Source organism: Flavobacterium psychrolimnae (assembly GCF_003312425.1).
Taxonomy (GTDB): Bacteria; Bacteroidota; Bacteroidia; order Flavobacteriales; family Flavobacteriaceae; genus Flavobacterium; species Flavobacterium psychrolimnae.
This window is the reverse complement of sequence record NZ_QNUX01000014.1, coordinates 84,379-106,405: the sequence shown is the minus strand read 5'-3', so window position 1 is coordinate 106,405 and position 22,027 is coordinate 84,379. Positions and strand designations below refer to the sequence as shown.

Here is a 22,027-nt window from a genome sequence, read left to right as displayed (position 1 = left end):
CCAAACTATTTCCGTTCGAGAGAAACTCAAAATAGGAAAACACTTCCAGCTGAATTTAAAACTCATTTTACTTTTAGTATTGATTTTTGCATTTTCAACCTGTCCTATTTGGGGGCAGGTGGTGCAAAAAAAACAGCTCATGGAATCTGACTATCATTTATGGGGAAAATTAAATCTTGATAAGGTAGCATCAAATGGAAAATGGTCCAGTTATAGCATGCGCTATGAAAAAGGTGCTGATACTTTGTTTGTGAGCAATACAGAAACGAGTAAAAAATTCGATTTCCCATCTGGAAAAAATTCGCTTTTCGCCGGAACAAATCATTTTGTTTGTATGGATGACAAAGGAGCTTTACGAATTTTAAATTTAGTCACTGGAAAACAGCGGATTTATCCTCCAGTAAGCCACTACGATTATTCTATAGAAACGAACCAGATTGTCCTACTCAGTAAAGAAGAACAGGTACTGAAAATTATAAATCTGAAGACCGACGCAACTGACACTATTAATGATGTTCAAAATTTTAAGATGGATCCTAGTAAAAAGGAACTCGTTTTTACGAAAATGAAAAATTTAAAGCACTCCATTGGTTTACTCCACTTGGGAAACCGCAATGCAATAAACTGGATTGTCGAAAACAGTTCGAATCATTTCCGTTATTTTACCTGGCATGAACTCGGCAAATCAATCGCCTTTTATACCTTTAATCTTTCAGATTCTGATGATACTAAACTGTATTTCTATAATGTAAAATATAATGCTTTACAGGAATTGAATCCTACAACTCAGAAGGATTTTCCAACGGATAAAATCTTGGATAGAAAAATGGTGTACCCTTTAACAATATCCTCTGATGGACTAAGTGTCTTTTTTGGGCTCTGTCCCCAATCGGAACAAGAACAAAAAAAAACGGCTGATAATGTCGAAGTTTGGAATGGCAATGCTAAATGGATTTATCCTTTTGAGAAAATAAAAAGCCAACCAAACGCAAAGGTTACATTAGCGTTATGGTATCCACATCTTAAACGTATAAAATCAATTTCGTCTCCTGCATTACCAAAAGTGATGCTGTCAGGTAATCAGGATTTTGCCATTCTATCCAACCCAAAAGAATATGAGCCTCAATTTGAATACGAAGGCCCAAGGGATTTTTATATCATGAACTTAAAAACCGGAGAAACAGAAATTCTACTTCAAAAACACAAATCCTTCAGTAAATATCTTTTACCCTCACCTTCTGGAAAATACATTGCCTATTTTAAGGACGCTCATTGGTGGGTGTATGATATTGCAAAAAGAACACATCAAAACGTAACTAAAAACAGCAATACGTCCTTTTCTGGAAAAATTCATATCCTTGACGGAACCGCTGCGTATGGAACTGTGGGATGGAGTAAAAATGATGAAAACTTAATTGTTTACGATCAATATGATTTATGGTCCATAAAATCCGATGGCACCGCTAGTAAGAGGCTTACACATGGGAGGGAAAAGCAAATAACCTTCAGAATTGCGTCACTCGCCGATAATGATCTTTTTAAATCTAATTTTGACGGAAATAAAAGTAAAACTATCGATCTCGACCATGAGCTAATTTTAAGTGCGGCAGGTGCTGATCAAAAAACAGGCTACTTCAAGTGGAACAGTAATTTTGGAGAAAAGCCAATTGTTTATAAAGACAGCTACATTGATCAAATGCACTATATCAAGGATCAGCAGGTATATGTCTATCAGGAACAGCAATCAGACCTCTCGCCTCGCTTGATGTTTCAAAAAAAAACCGAAATACCAAAACCTTTTTTCGAAAGTAATCCGCAACAGTCAAAATACCACTGGGGAACCTTAAAGCTAATTTCCTTTCGCAATTCCAATGGACAGGAACTAAAAGCAGTTTTATATTATCCGGCTAATTATGATCCCCAAAAAAAATATCCAATGATTGTTAATGTCTATGAGAAGCAATCCGATAAAATTCACTTTTACCACAATCCTAGCCTATTGATGCAAGCCGGATATAACCGAACTGTTTTTACGTCAAAAGACTATTTTGTGCTTTGTCCTGATATTGTACATGAGCAAGGAAAAGTAGGATTCAATGCTGTAGATTGTACGGTATCTGCAACCAAAGAAATAATCAAACTCGGTTTAGTGGACCCAAAAAAAATTGGACTAATTGGACACTCTTTTGGGGGTTATGAAAGTGCCTTTATTATTACTCAAACCAATATATTTGCAACTGCAGTTGCTGGAGCTACGGCAACGGATTTAACTAGTTTCTATTTGACTGTTGGCTGGGATACAGGAAGACCTGACATGTATCGTTTTCAAAGTGAGCAATGGCGGTTAGGAAAAACTCCTTTCGAAGACCCTTCAATGTACACAAGAAATTCACCAGTTGCGAATGCGAGTTCTATTGAAACTCCATTATTATTATGGACAGGAAAAGAAGACCAACATGTGGACTGGCATCAAAGTGTGGCATTTCATTTAGCCCTGCGCAGACTGGGGAAAAAGAATATTATGCTACTGTACCCCGATGAAAAGCACGTCATATTAAAACCTAATAACCAGAAAGATCTCAGCCACAAAATAGAGGAATGGTTTGATTATTACCTCAAGGAGAGAAAAGATAAATCCTGGATTAAAGAAGGCGTAAAGTAATTATTTTATAAAAAAACAGTGCAGTTCCTTATCGGAACTGCACTGCTCTTTTTGCTCGGCTGATAATTAGTTTGAAGGACGATATAGAATCTCACTACAATTATTATCTTTTCCGAAAGCCTGAACACCGTTTACCTCGCAAATTAGACCAGGATTGGTATCACAATTTACCTCGACACTACAAGGCCCTTCTGGCCCATCCATGTACCCTTGTTTCGGAGTAGCTAAATTAGAACCACTTTGCATCGACGTGGTCAAAAAGGCTCCTGAAATGCCTAGAATTGCAACTGCTGCAAAAGGCACGATCGTTTTAAAAAATGTCGTTTTCATAATAAAAAGTATTAAAATTAAACTTAAAATTGATCTACTTTTTTCTACAGGTTTTCGATCTTTTTTCCTGATACTGGCCGGTATTTTTTTATAAATGAGAATGTGAACACATTCCATTTATCATTTCTTTTCTAAGAATGTCTTTCAATTCGTAAATTTTTAAATTGGTACCAAGAATCACATACAAATGGGTTTTCGTAACAAATAGAGATTGTAATTTATTCTCCTTGACACCAAAAATTGGAAAGCTTAAAACATAGGTGTTCTTTTTTAGATTGTAGACGTCAATAATAGCGGCTTGTTTCCACATGGCATCATCCTCATATAATCCGGGAACCTTCGATTCAACAAATAAAAGGTTACTTTTTGTAGCAGTGTTTGCATTTACGATAGCGGGTGGGGCAGACATTTTTCGTTGCGAACCTTCTTTCAGATAAGCTACTTTAATCTTAGCATTTGATATGGTGTCAATCGTATGTTGCCTTTGTTGTAAGGTTCCATTTTTATCCGCTAAAATAATTTCATTACGATAGAAATAAACATAAACTATTCGACCTAATTCAGCATTAAAAAGCAACATCCCATCGGTATCAAAAATACCATCTATTTGTTTTTGCAATAGAGTAGGCAAATACTCAACTTTAGAAGATTGATTCGAGTTAAAAATACCAAGAATATGGGCGGCTCCTAACCCCGTATTATTTCGAAAAACTATGCTAGTACTATCGATAGGTTCTGCTAGTGTAAAATTAGGAACTCCTTTTAACTCCTCTGTAATTTTCCAATCTTCAATGCTGCCCTTAAAAATTCTGGGCACACTTCCATCTATTAGAAAAAAGTAGTTACCTCTGACTAAAACTTTTACCGAGCGAAAAGGAAGATTCCTATTTTTAAAATCAATTTCAATTCCTTTTACTGCTTTAAAACTAGAATCTATTGATAGTATGCGAAGTGGGTCTGTATAATTACCAAGATACATAGTGCCTTGGTTGTACCCTGAAAAATAGTAGGAATTAAATTTTAAATCTACCGAATGAACCAGCTCAATAGAGCGTCGGATATACCGCCTAACGAAAGGATTTTTTCGTTGCATTAAATCCTCTGAGGACAAAAAAAGAATAGTCATAATACCTACACTCGATACTATCGCGATAGAAATACTTTTAACAAGAGGCTGTATTATTTTAAATCGTGTATTTTCAATACTTATTTGATTTTGCCAAACCAAAGCTACAACAGCTAATCCAACAAATGCAACGTTAAAGACAAGATGGGTATTCCAACTCATTTTTTCCAATATACCGCCGCAAGAACAAGGAACAAAAGCACTAAAATTCAGCACAATAAAAATATAGCTTGTAAACAAGGTCATTAAACTTAGCGAGGCAAAAAGACCTAAAATACGCCACTTTGGAATTGCCAGTACTACCACTATTCCAAGTTCCATTATCGGAACTAATCCAGATACCCACCAAGCAAAAGCACTTAATAACGGAGACTGTCCCAATTGAACTTGAAAATTTTCAAAATCAAGTAATTTACTGACCGCTGCGTATATAAATAACAGAACGTATAAAAGACAAATTAATTCAACGGCAACACGCTTGATTTTGTTTAGTTGTTTCATAATTCTATAGTTTTTTAGTATACTGCTATTTTAATTAAATCCGTTACATTAGCTACATCCAAAACAAATTTAGGTACGTTATTTTAAAGATAGCGTGTCTGAAACAAGCCAATAGTTTTCAGAAATAAGCCATTTTATCCTTTTAGAAGAACAATAAAAAAAAGTGCTTACCACTATTTTGTTTGGTAAGCACTTCATTTTACTTTGAGCCGCTTATGCTATTTACAAGCTGCACTTAAAGTAGTAAGCTTTTGATTCAATTCTACAATTCCAGCTTTTTGAAGACACTCTTCAGCTACATTCTTAAGCTCTGATAACCCTTCTTTCGACAGGCTACCTAATACTCCTGAAACATCATTTTCCACTGTCATTCCCCGCTCAATAACATGATGCAACAACAGTACATTTTTTCGTGAAATTTTCAAGTCAATTTTCACCATCTCATTCATCCCAGGCGTGCTCAATATCGTATCAAACACTTTAGCCACATCATTTGTTGTCAGCATAATTTTCACATTTTAATTAATAATTTACTGTTACAAAGGTATAAAGGGACGTATTAACTTTGATAGGCGAAATATACATATGATAGGTAAGATTGCTACCGCTTACTTAACTTCGTATCTGATTCAAATTTTCAACTTAAAATTTATGGTACCAGATGCTGTTTTTTCTTTAAGACAAGAGCCAAAAACCTTCCTAAAAATAGTCAGGACTTTGTCTCTTTTAAGTCGAAATATTGCTTTGAAAAAGCACTTTCTAAATCAAAAATTTTGAATAAAACCGATTTGGATTTCGGAGGTCCAAAAGTTCAAAATTTTGCTTAGCGTGCCTTTTCCTTGAGTATTATAAATAAAGACAATACATAGACTTTGCAAAAACTGTAACATTTCAAAAATTATAGCAGTAGGCTTTTACACGCTCCGAAATACTGTTTTTACTATCTCTGATTTTAAAAAGTTGCTGTAAATAAGAAATCAGCTTTTTGAGCATTTTAGAACTATTTAAAATTCTAATAGACATTAAAGTCTCCGAAAGATTGCCACGTTCCTGCAATCGGCAAGATGTCCGGTTGTATCACAACCGATATCTTGCTGCCTATTCACTCGGGACTCGTGGGCAGTGACACTTAAAGATTAAAAGAGTTTGAAACACAAAAATGATAGATGATGGAAGAGCAAAAGAACCGAACAAAGTGGCTTCATCTGCGGTTAACCCCTGATGAATATCAAAAGATAATGAAGGAGTTTAATAAATCAACCTGTCGAAAAATAAGCGATTACGCAAGAAAAAATCTTTTACACAAACCTATCGTCAATACCTATCGAAATCAATCCTTAGACGATTTTATGGCGGAAATGATTCGTTTAAGAGGAGAACTTAATGCTATAGGAAACAACTTTAATCAGGCTGTAAAAAAACTTCATACGTTACATCAGATTATAGATTTTAAGCACTGGCTCATTAGCTACGAATTGGAAAAAAAGATTCTTTTTAATAAGGTGGATGAAATCAAAAAACACATTCAAAAATTTGCAGAATCATGGTTGCAATAATCAAAACTGGTCATTCCATAAATCGCATTTTGAACTACAATGAAAATAAAGTTCAGCAGGGTGTAGCAGAATGTATTGGCGCTGGAAATTATCCAGTCGATATTGAAAAAATGGTCTTTACAATCAAACTAAACCGGTTCGTGAAACAAGCGGATTTAAATGAAAATGTGAAACGGAACAGCGTACATATTTCGCTCAATTTTGATGGGACTGAAAAAGGAATTCCAAAAGAGAAACTAATGGAAATAGCGGATACTTATATGGCGAAAATTGGTTTTAGAGAACAACCCTATCTGGTGTATCAGCACCATGATGCGGGACACCCTCACATTCATATCATTTCCCTAAAAGTCAGGGAGGACGGTAGTAGAATTGACATGCAGAATATTGGTCGGAATCAATCTGAAAAAGCACGAAAAGAAATTGAAACAGCGTATGGATTGGTTCCAGCGGAGAAGCATAAACGAGAAAAAGAATTAGGAATAAAACCTGTTGATACCAACAAAGTGGAATACGGATGTACTGAATCCAAACGGGCCATAACCAACGTCTTGGATAAAGTGATTCAGAATTATAAATACACCAGCCTGCCAGAATTAAATGCCGTTTTGAAACAGTATAACGTTGCAGCGGACAGGGGAAGCGAAAATTCAAGGATTTTTCAAAACAAAGGGTTAGTGTATCGCATACTAGATCAAGGTGGTAATAAGGTTGGCGTCCCAATTAAAGCGAGTGACTTTTACAGCAAACCAACACTTAAATTTTTAGAAGATCGCTTTATTGAAAATGAAAAAGGGAGAGCACCCCATAAATCAAGAATAAAAAATACTGTTGATATTGCATTATTGAAGAACAAAAAAATTTCAATTCAGGAATTGGCAAAAATTGTAGAAGCGTCTGGAATCAAAATGGTTATTCGGCAAAATAAAGAAGGTTTAATTTACGGTATTACGTATGTGGATCACCAAACTCAATCTGTTTTTAATGGAAGTGCTTTGGGGAAATTATACAGTGCAAAAGCCATTCAGGAGCGTTGCAATTTGAATGAATTTGTTAATCAAAATACAACTGTTTCCACCGTTAAAAAATCCGATGAAAATTCCTTGAAATCAGACTCTAAAGAAGTTGGGCATATTTCTGTTGATCAAGATTCTAAAAAAAGTATAACGGGTGATGATGGTAACGTGATGTCAAAATTTGTTAACGCACTTACACAGTCGGAACACGATTCCTCCTACTTGCCCAATCAACTAAAAGGCAAGAAGAAAAAAAAGAAACGAAAAGGACAATCTGATAATCAATAAACGAAACCATTATGGCTATGCAAACAGGCGAAAACGAACAGGCATTACGAAAAATTCTCGATATGACCCGACTCATAAGTATTGTACTTTTACTCCTCCATTTTTATTATTACTGTTATAGCGCCTTCAAAGAGTGGGGCTTTGTTAGTGCCTTTAGTGATTCTATTTTAGGTAACATAAAGCGTACGGGATTGTTTTATTATTTTCATAAATCCAAGATTTTTACTTTGGGATTATTGTTGATTTCCTTACTTGGAGCAAAGGGCCGCAAAGACGAAAAACTAAATCATAAAACAGCTATTGCCTATATCATAACAGGTGCATTAATTTACTTTATGAGCTACCTGTCGCTATTGGTAAAAACAGATAATACTGCAAAATCAATTGTTTATATCGGTAGTACGACTATCGGATTTTTAGTAATGCTTTCGGGAGGTACCTTACTCTCACGGATTATAAAAAACCGGTTGAATAGCAACGATATTTTCAATAAAGAAAATGAAACCTTTCCGCAGGAAGAACGATTGCTGGAAAATGAATATTCCATCAATCTTCCGGCGCGGTATCATTTGAAAGATAAAGTCCGAAAAAGCTGGATTAACATCATCAATCCCTTTCGTGCGATGATGGTTTTGGGAACTCCAGGATCAGGTAAATCCTATTTTGTTATTCGACATGTGATTACCCAGCACATTCGCAAAGGGTTTACCATGTTTATTTATGATTTTAAATTTGACGACCTTTCAAAAATAACTTATAACACCTGGCTTAAATACAAACACCTCTATCCTATTCCACCACAGTTTTATGTGATTAATTTTGATGACCTGACCCGCACACACCGATGCAATCCATTGGAGCCTTCTGCTATGACCGACATCACTGATGCAGCAGAGTCAGCGCGAACTATACTATTGGGTTTAAATAAGGAATGGATTAAGAGACAGGGAGACTTTTTTGTCGAATCACCAATCAATTTTCTGACTGCGATTATCTGGTATTTAAGGAAGTACAAGGAGGGCCAATTCTGTACACTGCCCCATGTTATTGAGCTCATGCAGCTCGACTATGAGAGCCTGTTTACGATATTGCGGACGGAGAAAGAAATTGAGGTACTTATCAATCCCTTTATCACTGCCTATCTAAACGATGCCATGGAACAATTGGAGGGACAAATTGCTTCCGCTAAGATAGCCATGGCCCGACTTTCTTCTCCCCAGTTGTATTATGTACTATCGGGAAATGACTTTACATTAGATATTAATAATCCGGCTGAACCAAAGATTGTCTGCATGGGTAATAACCCTCAGAAAATACAAATTTATGGTGCAGTATTGTCCTTGTATGTCTCACGCTTGGTAAAATTGGTGAATCAAAAAGGTAAACTCAAAAGTAGCCTGATCTTCGATGAATTCCCGACCATCTATCTCAACAATATGGATAGCCTAATTGCCACTGCACGAAGCAATAAAGTAGCCACTTGTTTGGGGATTCAGGACTTCAGTCAGTTGCGTAAAGATTATGGTCGCGAACAGGCAGATGTGATTATGAACATCACCGGAAATATTGTGAGCGGTCAAGTTACTGGTGACACCGCCAAGCAATTGTCAGAGCGTTTTGGAAAAATTATGCAGGACAGAGAATCGCTATCTATAAATAGCGGCGACACTTCCATCAGCCGTTCTAAACAATTAGAGTCAGCCGTCCCTCCTTCTAAAATTTCCTCTTTAAGTTCCGGTGAATTTGTTGGCATGGTTGCCGATGATCCTAACTGCAAAATTGATCTAAAAACGTTTCATTGTGAAATTGTCAACGACCATGAACGGCTAAAAAAGGAAGAAGAAAATTATACAGATATTGCCATTATTAGGAAGATTGACAACACTATAGTGCAACGAAATTATTTACAAATTAAGCAGGATATTCAAGAGATTATGCAATCTGAAATTGAGCGTCTTTTAAATGATCCGAGTCTGGCCTATTTGGTATTGAAGAATTGAGATTGTCTATTTCCAATGAAAATAATATTTTTTATAGTGGTTTCAAAAACACTGTTAAACACCTATTCAATTCTTTTATTAGCTTCTTCCATGAGATGAGACTAAAAGCCTACGAACTCACTTTTTTACCGTTGGAGTATCATGAAGTATCACATAAGTTCGGCATAGTAGTATTTAAAAAAAACGACAATTTGTATTGTGATACCAAGACGTTGCAACAAGCAATTTTCATTATCATGCAAGACATTGTAGGAGAAAAATCGCTGTACCAAAACATCAATTTTGCGCAGTTGGAACAAGTACCGGATAACAAGGACGGGGTGATTAAATTGTACGATTTCCAATTGTTTCTAAGCAGTCTAAATGGTGCTGAATTAAATAATTATTTTCTCAAAATGTGGGAAACCGTAAGATAACTGAAATTTTATACTATAGATTTGACGGGATATTTTTAATCTAAACCTCACTAACAAATGAAAAAATTTACTATTGCTTTAATTATTACCCTATCATTAATACCAAAACAAGCACAAGCACAAAATAATGGTGGAGCAGCAGCTGCGGTGGCCGGTGGTCTGTTAGCCATAGGAGCAGGAATTGCTGCCGTAGAGGATATGAAAGAAAGAGCAGAATTGACTGCTACCCAATATGTTTTAGCGAATCATCCGGAATTAAATAGTTTTTCATTAAAAACACTTGATTTTAATGGAAAAAAAACAAAAGATATGTCAGCTACCTCTGTTATTTCTTTTAAAATACAAGAATTTAGTCCATCCGACAATCCAAAACTGGATGGTAAAAAGCTGGTATTACTTGCTTTTACCAGCTACGGTTGGATTAGCGATCAAGGTATTGATTTTAATAAGGTAGAATGGTACTTGATTGACAATAGCGAATGGATAAATATGATGGTAGCCTATGCTAAAGTAGCTTCAAAAGAAAAAAGTGATGCAGTACTAAAGGATGCGTTAGCTAACGGCGTTGTAGTTAATAAAGGAATAAAAGCAAAAGGTAAATCTGAGATTCCTTTTTTTAAATTAGAAGGTGATATGTATTTGGTAACCGATTATTCTTCGGAAATGAAATTGATTTATAATGAAAAAACACTCGGAATATTTTTAAAAAAAACTCGTAATTTAGTTCAGATGGGAAGAGCTGCCGTCATCGATACACACGAGTTCTTATTTCAACAAAATTAAGGCTAGAAATATCTAGCGGTCAACAAATGCAGCGGACTACCCTTTACACCAAATTAAAAAATAAACGATAACAAAAGGCACATGCAGCCTCTCCAATAAAAAGAAGCTGCAAGAGTCAATAAAGAGTTAGGTTGCTCCTGTTAAATAGTAAAGTAAAGGAGAACAGGCAACTTAAATATCACTAAAAGTGGGTATGGTAAAATTCTATAATACTTCGTTTATTTACACAATTACAATCAAAAGAAACAAACGGTATGGAATTATTGTAATTTAAAAATCACTTTAGAGGTTTCCTCTTTTGCCTTAATGAATTATTCAATACTTTAGCGGAAATTGCAAATCTTTCAAAACAATCATCGCTTAATGGCAGCCGAACAAAAACAAAAATTAGAACAACAACTCTGGAACATCGCAAACACTCTTCGTGGGAAAATGGATGCCGATGATTTTAGAGACTACATATTAGGTTTCATTTTCTACAAGTACCTTAGTACTAAAATGGATTTGTACGCCAACACCATCCTACAACCCGACGGTTTGACTTTTCAAGAAGTGATAGGAAATCCTGACGAAGCACTCTTGATGCAAGAAATAAAACAATTGGCTATTGACAAATTAGGCTATTTCTTAGAGCCTGCCGATTTATTCTCAGAACTAGCACGCAGAGGCAACGCAGGCGGAAAAAACAATTTCATTCTGGGCGATCTCGCCAAAGTACTAACGCACATTGAGCAAAGTACGATGGGATCAGAAAGCGAAGAAGATTTTGGAAACCTGTTCTCTGATCTAGATTTAACGTCACACAAACTAGGAAAGTCCGAAGCGGATAAAAACGAATTGATCGTAAAAGTCTTGATTCACTTAGACGAAATCGACTTTGATTTAGAAAATACCGACAGCGATGTTTTGGGCGATGCTTACGAATATTTAATAGGACAGTTTGCCAGTGGTGCCGGCAAAAAAGCAGGTGAGTTTTATACACCACAACAAGTCAGTAGTATTCTAGCACAACTTGTAACCGTGGGTAAAGACAAACTGAAAAGTGTGTATGACCCAACGTGTGGTTCGGGTTCCTTGCTGTTGCGCGTAGCCAAAGAAGTAAAAGATGTAAGTGCTTTTTACGGTCAGGAAATGAATCCTACCACCTACAATTTGTGCCGCATGAACATGATCATGCACGATGTACACTACAAACGTTTTGATATTAAAAACGAAGATACTCTAGAACGCCCACAACATTACGATTTGCGTTTTGAAGCCATCGTTGCCAATCCACCATTCTCAGCCAACTGGTCTGCGAGTCCGCTACACATGACGGATGATCGTTTTTCGGCTTACGGGAAACTCGCCCCAAGTTCTAAAGCTGATTTTGCTTTTGTGCAACACATGGTGCACCAGCTAGATGATAACGGAACCATGGCTATTGTTTTGCCACATGGCGTTTTGTTTCGTGGCGGTGCCGAAGGACACATTCGCCAATATTTAATACAAGAGAAAAACTACCTTGATGCCGTAATAGGTTTACCCGCCAATATTTTTTACGGAACGAGTATTCCGACTTGTATTTTGGTCCTAAAGAAAAAACGCAACAATCCAGATAACATTTTGTTTATTGATGCCAGCCAACATTTTGAAAAAGTAAAAACCCAAAACGTATTGCGTACCGAGGATATTGATAAAATCATTAGTACCTACGAAAACCGTTTGCCCGAAGATAAATACAGCCATTTGGCGAAGCTAAGCGAATTAGAAACCAACGATTACAACCTGAACATTCCGCGTTATGTAGATACGTTTGAAGAGGAAGATGCCATAGATTTAAAAGCAATAACGACCGAATTACGGGAATTAGCTTCACAATCTAAAACGACCGATGCTACCATTGCAGATTTTTGTATAGAATTAGGAATCGAAACCCCATTTTAATGAATACAGCAACTTTAAAAAACGGTTCTAAAAAAGGAATAGTACCACAATTACGATTTTCTGGGTTTGATGGGGAATGGGAAGTGAAAAAGGTAGGTGATTTGTGCGATAGTATTGTCCCGGGTAGAAATAAACCAACAAATTTTGAAGGTGACATTCCCTGGATTACTACGCCTGATATCGAACACAATGGAATCATAAATTATTCGAAAAAAGGATTAAATATTTCAAGACAAGAAGCTAAAAAAGTTGGATCAAAAATAGTTCCAATCAACTCAATTATTATTTCCTGTGTTGGTGAACTAGGTTTGTCAGCTATTGCTGGAAAGGAAATTATTATTAATCAACAATTACATGCTTTTATTCCCAAAGAAAGAATTGATTATAGATTTCTACTTTATCAACTAAATTTGAAGAAGAAATATATGGATAAAGTTGCCACTAAAACGGCTGTTCCATACATGAATAAGGATAATTGTAATTCTATTCCAATTGATTTTCCTACCATCCCCGAACAACATAAAATAGCTTCTTTTTTAAGTGCAGTCGATGAAAAAATACAGCAACTTTCCCGTAAAAAGCAATTGTTATCCCAATACAAAAAAGGTGTAATGCAACAATTGTTCTCAGGTAAATTGCGGTTTAAAGATGAGAATGGAGTGGATTATGCGGATTGGGAAGAGAAATTTTTTGGTGACATCTTCACATTCTATACTACTAATTCTCTATCAAGAGAAAAATTAAATTATGAATATGGTGAAGTAAAAAATATACATTACGGAGACATTCACACAAAGTTTAAAACTCTATTCGATATTAAAAATGAATTAATTCCTTTTGTAAATTCAGATTTTGATGTTTCTAAAATAAAAAAGGAATGCTATTGTCAAGAGGGAGATTTAGTAATTACAGATGCTTCAGAAGATTATGCAAATATTGGAAAATCTATTGAAATTATAAATCTAAAGAATGAAAAAGTTCTTGCAGGTCTCCATACTTTTCTAGCAAGGCCCAATAAAACGAGAATGTATATTGGTTTTTCAGGATATATAGTTCGTTCAGATAATTTTCGAAAACAAATTATGACAATTGCTCAAGGCAGTAAGATTCTAAGTATTTCAACAGGAAGGTTAGCAATGGTAGCAATGAAAATCCCATCCCTACCCGAACAACAAAAAATCGCCAATTTTTTATCGGGCATCGATGGTAAAATAGAACAGGTCAATGGGGAATTGGTAAAAACGCAAGAATTTAAAAAAGGATTGTTGCAGCAAATGTTTGTATAGTTATGAATAGGAAAATTATAGATTATATTGTTGTAGAGGTTAGAAAAGATCCAAATGAATATAACCAACATTATTCTCCAACAAATAAAGGGGAAGCCCTTAATATAAGCTTAAATATAAAAAATATTGAGAATGAAATATTAATTCAGGAGAACAAAAAAATACTTTCCCAGGAAGTAATTAAATACATTGATAAACTTTTGAATATAGTTGAAGATTTTTCAACTTATAAAGTATCTGAGAGTGATGATTTATTTTATCAAAATAAATACACTGATTTACACCCGTTAATAAGAATAACATCTTATGCTTTTTTAGATGAAAAGGAGGATGAATATTATAGAGTAGAACTTAAAAAAGAAACTCGAAAAAAGGAGAATGAAATTGCTGCTATTGATAAAAAAAATGAGAGGGCAACAAGTGAAATTCAGAAGCTGAAAATTAAAGAAAGCGCAATTGTAGAAAATAATCACAATCTCGATTTTGAAACTTTTCGCACTGATTTTGAAAAGAGTGTCATCTATTATTTGAAAAAAGGATATGAACTTCAAGGTGGGGTTTCAATGTCAAAAAGAGACTCTTTTGATTTTATATATTGTCAGGCGATGGTTAAATACGAGGATTAATAATTTCGGTATATAAAAGGATAAAGTATGAAAATTCTAGGCTATTCGGAACGTGGTATAATCAATTCTTTGATATTCTCTATAGGTGAGGATAAAGAGTTAATGGGAGAATTTATCAATAAAATAACATTAAACGAACCTTTTAATTTAGGAAAACCGGATAGGTACACTGTACTTTTAGAACAATCCTTTTCAGATTTTGGTGATGCAGATTTGGTAATTATCATTCATTACAAAGATGAAAAAATCGAAAAGGCAGACGACAAAATAGTATTATTTATTGAAGGAAAAGTTAAAACATCGGGTAGTAACTGGATTATAAAAACTCAATTTGATAAGTACTTTCAAAAGAAAGAATATAAAGGTTATTCATCCAACTTATTCTATCAGCTTTACTTTAAAAAACAACTAATTGACAATTGGCCAGAAATAAAAAAACAGATTGAAAAAGATAAAATAGATAAAAAAGGTGAAAAGCTTGAAATCAAATCCTTTTTTAGAAATAGGAAAATAGGAAACAATCCTATTGTTGAGAAAGCTTTTAATTTAATTGAATGTAAAGAAGCCTACTATATTGGTATTATTCCGACACTTCAAGAAGATATTAATAAATTTAATGATAAGATAGATTTTGAAATGAGTTTTCTTTCTTGGGAAAAAGTTGAGGAATTTTGTGAAGAAAATAAATCAAAACACCCTAGTTTAGAAAAAGTAATAGAAATATTTGATTACAATGATAAACAGATATATAATCGAATAAAAAAGGATTAATAATTTAATAGTCATGAGCCACCAATCCGAAGCCACATTAGAAAACAACTTAATCAAGCAATTGCGGGGTTTAAGCTATTCATCTGTCAAAATTCAGGATGGAGACGCTTTAGTTTCCAACCTTAAAAGTCAGTTGGAGCTTTTCAATGAAACCACATTTACAACCAAAGAGTTTGATGCCGTTTTGAATCACTTGGCCAAAGGCAATGTGTTTGAAAAAGCCAAAACACTTAGGGATCGCTTTCATTTAACTAAGGAAGATGGGACTTCGTTTTATGTTCGGTTTTTTAATGCAGAGAATAACAGCAAGAATTTATATCAAGTTACCAATCAAATCAGTCTGGAAGGCAGTTACAAAAACCGTTTTGATGTTACACTTTTGGTCAATGGTTTGCCATTGGTACAAATAGAATTGAAACGTTCCGGCATTGAAATCAAAGAAGCGTTCAACCAAATCAATCGCTACCAAATGCACTCGTTTTGGAGCAACCATGGTTTGTTTCAATACGTGCAATTGTTTGTGATAAGCAATGGCGTCAATACGAAATATTTGGCCAACAATAAATTACAATCGGTCAAACAAACCTTCTTTTGGGCTGATGCCAATAATAAAAACATCACCGAGTTACCAGAGTTTACAGCTGCTTTCCTAAACCCAAACCAATTGGGTAAAATGATTGCGCATTACATCGTGATCAACGAAACCCATAAAGTGATGATGGTGTTGCGTCCATATCAATTTTTTGCTACCGAGGCGATTATCTACCAAGTCAAAAACTCGAATGACAACGCATACATTTGGCACACTACAGGATCGGGTAAAACCTTAACTTCGTTCAAGGCCAGCCAAATTTTGATGGAATTGCCTGAAGTTTATAAAGTCGTTTTTGTAGTCGACAGAAAAGATTTGGATTATCAAACCATGAATGAGTTCAACGCTTTCAAAAAAGATAGTGTTGATGTCACTAATAATACCCAATCGTTAGTTAGGCAATTGACCGATAATACCAAGCTTGTCTTGACTACGATTCAAAAATTGAACAATGCCATTTCGGAAAGGTTTTCGGGCAAAATAGAAGCTTTACGACATAAGAAAATCGTTTTTATATTTGATGAGTGCCACCGTTCCCAATTTGGAGAAACACACGACCGCATTACCAAATTCTTTGAAAAAAGTCAGCTAATAGGTTTTACAGGAACACCAATTTTTGCCGAAAATGCTTCCAAGAATGATTTAGGAAAACGTACCACCAAAGATTTGTTTGGCAACTGCTTACACAAATACGTCATTACAGATGCGATTCGGGATCAAAATGTTTTGCGTTTTGGAATTGAATATGTTGGGAAATACAAGAACAAGAGCAATGCTTTTATAGATATAGAAGTAGAAGATATTGACAAACAAGAAGTGCTGGATTCCGAAAAGAGAATCAATAAAATTGTAGATTATATCATTGCGTATCACGATCAAAAGACGTTCAATAAAGACTACTCTGCACTGTTAGCAGTAAGCAGTATTGATAATGTGATTCAGTATTACGACCTTTTTCAACAAAAGAAAGAAGCTGGAGCACACGACTTGCGCATTGCTACTATTTTTACGTATGGCACCAATGAAGATTCAGAAGAAGCGCAAGATTATTTACCAAGTGACGAGGTTGACTTTGATGTTTTAGCGGAAAAGCCAACGACCTATCAATCCAAGCACACCAGAGACAAGCTAGAAAAATACATTAGTGATTACAACAAAATGTACAATACCAGTTTTTCGACAAAGGACAGCCAACAGTTTGAGAATTACTTCAAAAATATAAGCCAGCGATTAAAAGATCGCGAAAAAGAAAACTTCAATCACGAGAAAGACCGATTGGATATTGTGATTGTCGTGAATATGATGCTTACCGGTTTCGATGCTAAAAAAGTAAATACACTTTATGTAGATAAAAACTTGAAACAACACGGTTTGATTCAGGCCTATTCCAGAACCAACAGGATATTAGGAGAACAGAAGTCACAAGGAAACATTTTGGCTTTTAGAAACCTTAAAAAAGCTACTGATGAGGCTATTACTTTGTTTTCGAACAAAGAGGCCATTGAAGTCGTTACCATGCCCGATTATGAGGCCATTGCTGAAAAGTTTGATGAGGCCTTGAAACTTTTAAGAGAAATTACACCCACGTATCAAAGTGTAAATGATTTAAAAAGCGAAGATGAAGATGCTCAATTTGTGCAAGCGTTCAGAAAATTGATGCGAGCCATGAATGTATTGCAATCCTACACTGATTTTGATTGGGAGGATTTAGGAATTGATGAGCAAGAATACGAGGACTACAAAGCCAAGTATTTAGACATCTACCAAAAGGTGAAGCAGGATAATGAAAAACAAAAGACATCGATTCTGGATGACATCGATTTTGAATTAGAATTAATCCATACCGACCAAATCAACGTAGCGTGCATCTTGAAATTGTTAGCTCAATTGAAAGGCGAAAAAACGCCAACGGCAGCGGCAGCGCAAAAGAAAGCTATCATTGATTTATTGGGAGGAGACATTCAGCTACGAAGCAAAAGGGATTTAATCCAAAAATTCATTGATGAGAACATGCCCAACATCAAAGACGGTGATTCTATTGAAGATGAATTTGAAAAATACTGGCAAGATCAAAAAGTCTTGGCATTAGGCAAACTATGCGAGGAAGAGCACCTGGACAAAGCACAATTCAAATCCTTAATCGACGCGTACATCTATAGCGGTCGAGAGCCCATAAAAGATGAAGTTTTTCAATGCTTAGACAACAGGCCCAGCATCCTGCAAGCCAGATCCATTGGTGACCGAATTATTGCTAAAATGAAAGAGTTTGTGGAGGTTTTTGTGAAGGGGATGATGGCTTAGAATTTATAAATAATATCAAAGACTTAAGTACCAAAGTTAATGTTTTAAAGTAAAATATTTTAAATCAAAAATAAACTTATGAATTCCAGCCCTATATTCTCTTTCTTTAAAAAAAGTAAAAATGTAATTGATGATGTAACTTCTATCTCTTCTCTTGCTCCAAAAGTTTTAACATTAGATAATGATCTTGCCAAAGTACAACCCTATTTAGATAAATTAAAAGATACTCTAAATGCGAAGGGAATAAATAATATTGCTTTAACAGGTGGATATGGTTCTGGTAAAAGTACTCTGCTAAAAACGTTTCAACATTTGCATAAGAATGATTTTAAATTTTTAAATATTTCATTAGCTGCTTTTAATCAAACTAAGAGAAAAGACAACTTTAAAGATATTTATGAAATAAAAATTAAAAATGGGAAGTCGGAAAAAGAAGCTGAAAGAGAGATTGTAAAGGAATTTAAAGAAACTATAATTAGTAATACTGAAATTGAAAAACAACTTGAAATAAGTATTTTACAACAAATAATTTACAAAGTAAAGCCCGCAAATCTTCCGGAATCTCGTTTTAAAAGAATCGTAAATATTCCAAATTGGAAACTATGGGGATTAATTCCTTTTTCTTTTGTCTTATGGTTGTCAAGTTTAATATTACTTTTCAAATATGATTATCTAAAAAATATAAATCCCAATGCTTGGATTTATAAACATGATTTAGATTGGAGTTCCGTTTGTGTTTTCTTAATTTCTTTTTTTGGAATTGGATATTTTTCAAAATTAGTAGTTGAATTGTTTAGTAATTCAAAAATTAATAAGGTTAATTTAAAAGGTGAAATTGAAATCGGTGATGATTCTAGTAAGTCAATACTAAATGAGCATTACGACGAAATACTCTATTATTTCGAAAAAAACGATTTCAATGTAGTAGTTATTGAAGATTTAGATCGATTTGATAATACCAATATATTTACCAAATTAAGAGAACTTAACATATTACTAAATAATGCTGATACAATCCGAAATAAACCTGCTTATAAGAATTTTGGAATTAAGTTTTTATACGCAGTTGGAGATGATTTATTTAATGATAAAAAAGAAAGGGTAAAATTTTTCGAATATATTATTCCAGTAATTCCTTTTATTAACTCATCAAATGCGAATGATCAATTAAAGACACTAATAAAAGATTCAGACTTAGAAGAAAATGTATTCCCTAAAGAATTTATTTCAGACATAACTACTTTTATTGATGATATTGATATGCGGTTATTAATCAATATTTTTCATGAATTCGTTATTTATAGAAATATTTTAAAACCTGATGTTTTAGATGGTCATGAAGCTGAATTATTTGCAATGATTACTTATAAAAATATTGATCCCGAAGACTTCAATAAATTAAATTGTAAAGAAGGAAAATTATTCAAATTGATCAATAATAAAAGGACATATGTTCAAAAATTAATTTCTACTATATCCGCAAAAATAATCGTTAACGAAACTGAAATTGAAAACATTAAGGCTGAAAACATTTCTGATCTTGAAGAATTAAAGCCAATATATTTAATTAAAATTTCAGAAAAAATTGATAACGCAACAGATTTGTATATAAATAATAGAAGGCTCCGATTTAGTGATTTAATGCCGGATGATATATTTAATGTAATTATCAACTCGACAAGTTTTAAATATTATCAAAATGGAAATGGTGCATATACAAGTAATGTATCTTTTAAAGATGTAGAAGATGAAGTAAATCCAGATTTGACATACAAACAAAGAGTAGAACTAATTGAAAATAAACATAGCAACCGAATTACTTTATTACAAAGGGAAATCGAAAACTTAAGACATGAGAAATCAGAAATTCAAAATTGGGATTTAAAGCAAATTTTCAAAGAAGTAGATATAAATCAATACCTAAGCGATTTTTCTAATAATGGATTGTTAAGAAACCTAATCTTAGAAGGATATATTAGCGAAAATTACAACGATTATATTTCATTATTTCACGAAGTCTCACTAACCAGAGAAGATAAAAAATTTGAAAGAAATGTAAAAAGTGGGATTAATGAAGGTTTTGAATACAAACTAACACACATTGATAATCTTATTACTAATCATATTGATCTGAAGTATTTCGAAAGGGAAACAATTTTAAATTTTGATTTATTAGATTTTATGGGAAATAACTATAATGAATATTCAAAACAATATGATTTGTTTATTAAGTTATTGTCAAATGGAAAGGAGAAATCCATTGAATTTATTGATAGTTATATTTCAGATGAAAATCGACAATTAAATATATTCATTCAAAAAGTAGTAGAGAACTGGAAAGGTTTTTGGGAATATTTTTATAATAATCATTATTATACAGACGAAAAAATTTATACATATTTAAGTTTAATTATTAAATTTTCAAGATTTGAAACCATAATAAAAAATCAAAACAATAACTTATTAAAAAAAGCGATTGAGATTAATCCTCAATTTTTATCTTTAATTAAAAATGCGGATGGACTAAATTATTTTGGAAAAATTACAAAGCTTTTTGAACTTTTAAAAGTTAAATTCGAAAAATTGGATAATCCTACAGAGGAGACCAAAGAACTTTTTGATTTTGTGTACAATAACAATCACTATGAGATTAACGTTGGTAACATTATTCAAATGTTTGAACTAAATCGAGAAGATGAAGGTCTTTTTGATTCTTCAAATTATTCAACCATTCAAAAATCCAACTGTAAACCTTTAATCAATTATATCAATATTGAAATTAATACTTATGTAAAAAATATCTATTTGAAGTTAGATCCGAATAAATTTGAAGAAGAAGAAAGTTTAATCAACTTATTAAATCACAAAGAATTAGATTTCAAATTAAAATGTGACATTATTGAAAAAGTAGAAACAAAAATCTTTGATATAAGCGATATAAAAAGTAAGACCTTAAAAGGTGTACTATTGGATGAAAATAAGGTTTCTCCTAAATGGAGCAATGTTGTTGATTATTATATAGATTGTGATAAAACAATTGATGAAGATTTAATTCGTTTTTTAAATTTTGAAAATGTTTACAATGAATTATCTAATGAAAAAATGATTTTTAAAAGTGAATCTATTGATTACGCTTCATTTAGAGAAAATTTACTTTTGTGTAATGGGCTTTCATATGAAAGCTATAGTATTATTCTAAAAAGCAGTATTTATAGTCGTGGTATTTTACCTTTTGAGAACCTTAATGAAGATAAAGTTATATACTTAACAGAGTTCGTTCTGAATACAACAAAATCAAATTATGATTTGTTAAGAGAACATTTTCCAGGTAATCATATAACATTAATCGAAAGGGATTTTAAAAAAATAATTGAAAAAACCACTGAATTTGAAACTGATGAAGATGATATATTAATTTTATTGAAATCTGAAAAAATCAATATTAACTATAAATTTGAATATATCTCAAAATTGAGTAAACAAATAATTATAGACAATGACGATATAGCAAAAAAAGTTGGAGAAATTATCGTAAGTAAATGTGAAATAATTGAATTCGAATTCAATACAATTGAAAGCATTGTAAAAAGCTTTGATTCTACTGAAGATAAGGTGTGTCTAATTAATCTGTATTTTACAGAATTGAGTAATGAAAGTATTATTTCTTTAGTAAAAGGTATAGCATATTATTACAGTGAATTATTTGTAAAGCAGCATAGACCAATATTTAGAGATAACTCTTACAATAAAGAATTGCTAACAAAATTAGAATCAAAAGGTCTCATCAAAAGTTTTGATATAGACAAGAAAGATAAAACTTTAATTAGAGCTGTTGCTAACTACTAAA

The 22,027-nt window shown here is 33.4% G+C and carries 15 protein-coding genes; 12 read left to right on the top strand and 3 right to left on the bottom strand.

Annotated features, from left to right (window positions below):
* Nucleotides 1-139 precede the first annotated feature (139 nt).
* A complete protein-coding gene (locus tag DR980_RS13975; RefSeq protein WP_167400570.1) occupies nt 140-2,662 on the top strand; it encodes a S9 family peptidase in 2,523 nt (840 codons plus the stop codon).
* A 66-nt stretch (nt 2,663-2,728) separates the two neighbouring features.
* Here the strand turns inward: DR980_RS13975 and DR980_RS13970 are convergent, their stop codons facing one another.
* The 3 genes from DR980_RS13970 to DR980_RS13960 form a co-directional block, all read right to left on the bottom strand.
* Nucleotides 2,729-2,992: a DUF6520 family protein gene (locus DR980_RS13970; protein WP_146779248.1), complete on the bottom strand. Its 264-nt coding sequence runs from the start codon at nt 2,990-2,992 to the stop codon at nt 2,729-2,731.
* 88 nt (nt 2,993-3,080) lie between these two features.
* Nucleotides 3,081-4,619: a MauE/DoxX family redox-associated membrane protein gene (locus DR980_RS13965; protein WP_113637234.1), complete on the bottom strand. Its 1,539-nt coding sequence runs from the start codon at nt 4,617-4,619 to the stop codon at nt 3,081-3,083.
* 218 nt (nt 4,620-4,837) lie between these two features.
* On the bottom strand, nt 4,838-5,125 hold the full coding sequence (locus tag DR980_RS13960; protein ID WP_113637231.1) for a hypothetical protein: 288 nt from the start codon (nt 5,123-5,125) through the stop codon (nt 4,838-4,840).
* A gap of 660 nt (nt 5,126-5,785) precedes the next feature.
* Here DR980_RS13960 and DR980_RS13950 point away from each other — a divergent pair.
* From DR980_RS13950 to DR980_RS13900, 11 genes are all read left to right on the top strand, one after another.
* Entirely contained in the window at nt 5,786-6,175 is a 390-nt protein-coding gene (locus tag DR980_RS13950; protein ID WP_113637225.1) for a plasmid mobilization protein, read from the top strand.
* The gene (locus DR980_RS13945; RefSeq protein ID WP_113637222.1) at nt 6,163-7,479 is read left to right on the top strand and encodes a relaxase/mobilization nuclease domain-containing protein; all 1,317 of its coding nucleotides are present in this window, start codon (nt 6,163-6,165) and stop codon (nt 7,477-7,479) included. Before DR980_RS13950 ends, DR980_RS13945 begins: the two co-directional genes overlap by 13 nt.
* A 17-nt stretch (nt 7,480-7,496) precedes the next feature.
* Entirely contained in the window at nt 7,497-9,479 is a 1,983-nt protein-coding gene (mobC, locus tag DR980_RS13940) for a conjugal transfer protein MobC (protein ID WP_113637263.1), read from the top strand.
* A gap of 95 nt (nt 9,480-9,574) precedes the next feature.
* Nucleotides 9,575-9,895: a hypothetical protein gene (locus DR980_RS13935; RefSeq protein WP_146779247.1), complete on the top strand. Its 321-nt coding sequence runs from the start codon at nt 9,575-9,577 to the stop codon at nt 9,893-9,895.
* A 57-nt stretch (nt 9,896-9,952) separates the two neighbouring features.
* Nucleotides 9,953-10,678, top strand: a complete 726-nt coding sequence (locus DR980_RS13930; RefSeq protein ID WP_113637216.1) for a hypothetical protein — start codon at nt 9,953-9,955, stop codon at nt 10,676-10,678.
* A gap of 363 nt (nt 10,679-11,041) precedes the next feature.
* Entirely contained in the window at nt 11,042-12,604 is a 1,563-nt protein-coding gene (locus DR980_RS13925) for a type I restriction-modification system subunit M (RefSeq protein ID WP_113637215.1), read from the top strand.
* Nucleotides 12,604-13,890 carry a restriction endonuclease subunit S gene (locus DR980_RS13920; RefSeq protein ID WP_113637213.1) on the top strand — a complete coding sequence of 429 codons (1,287 nt, stop codon included), beginning with the start codon at nt 12,604-12,606 and terminating at the stop codon, nt 13,888-13,890. Before DR980_RS13925 ends, DR980_RS13920 begins: the two co-directional genes overlap by 1 nt.
* 2 nt (nt 13,891-13,892) lie before the next feature.
* Entirely contained in the window at nt 13,893-14,516 is a 624-nt protein-coding gene (locus tag DR980_RS13915; RefSeq protein ID WP_113637211.1) for a DUF1737 domain-containing protein, read from the top strand.
* Nucleotides 14,517-14,543: 27 nt separating this feature from the next.
* A complete protein-coding gene (locus DR980_RS13910) occupies nt 14,544-15,287 on the top strand; it encodes a hypothetical protein (protein WP_113637207.1) in 744 nt (247 codons plus the stop codon).
* A gap of 13 nt (nt 15,288-15,300) precedes the next feature.
* On the top strand, nt 15,301-18,180 hold the full coding sequence (locus tag DR980_RS13905; RefSeq protein WP_113637204.1) for a type I restriction endonuclease subunit R: 2,880 nt from the start codon (nt 15,301-15,303) through the stop codon (nt 18,178-18,180).
* 78 nt (nt 18,181-18,258) lie between these two features.
* Nucleotides 18,259-22,026: a YobI family P-loop NTPase gene (locus DR980_RS13900; RefSeq protein WP_113637201.1), complete on the top strand. Its 3,768-nt coding sequence runs from the start codon at nt 18,259-18,261 to the stop codon at nt 22,024-22,026.
* The last annotated feature ends 1 nt before the right edge of the window (nt 22,027 follow it).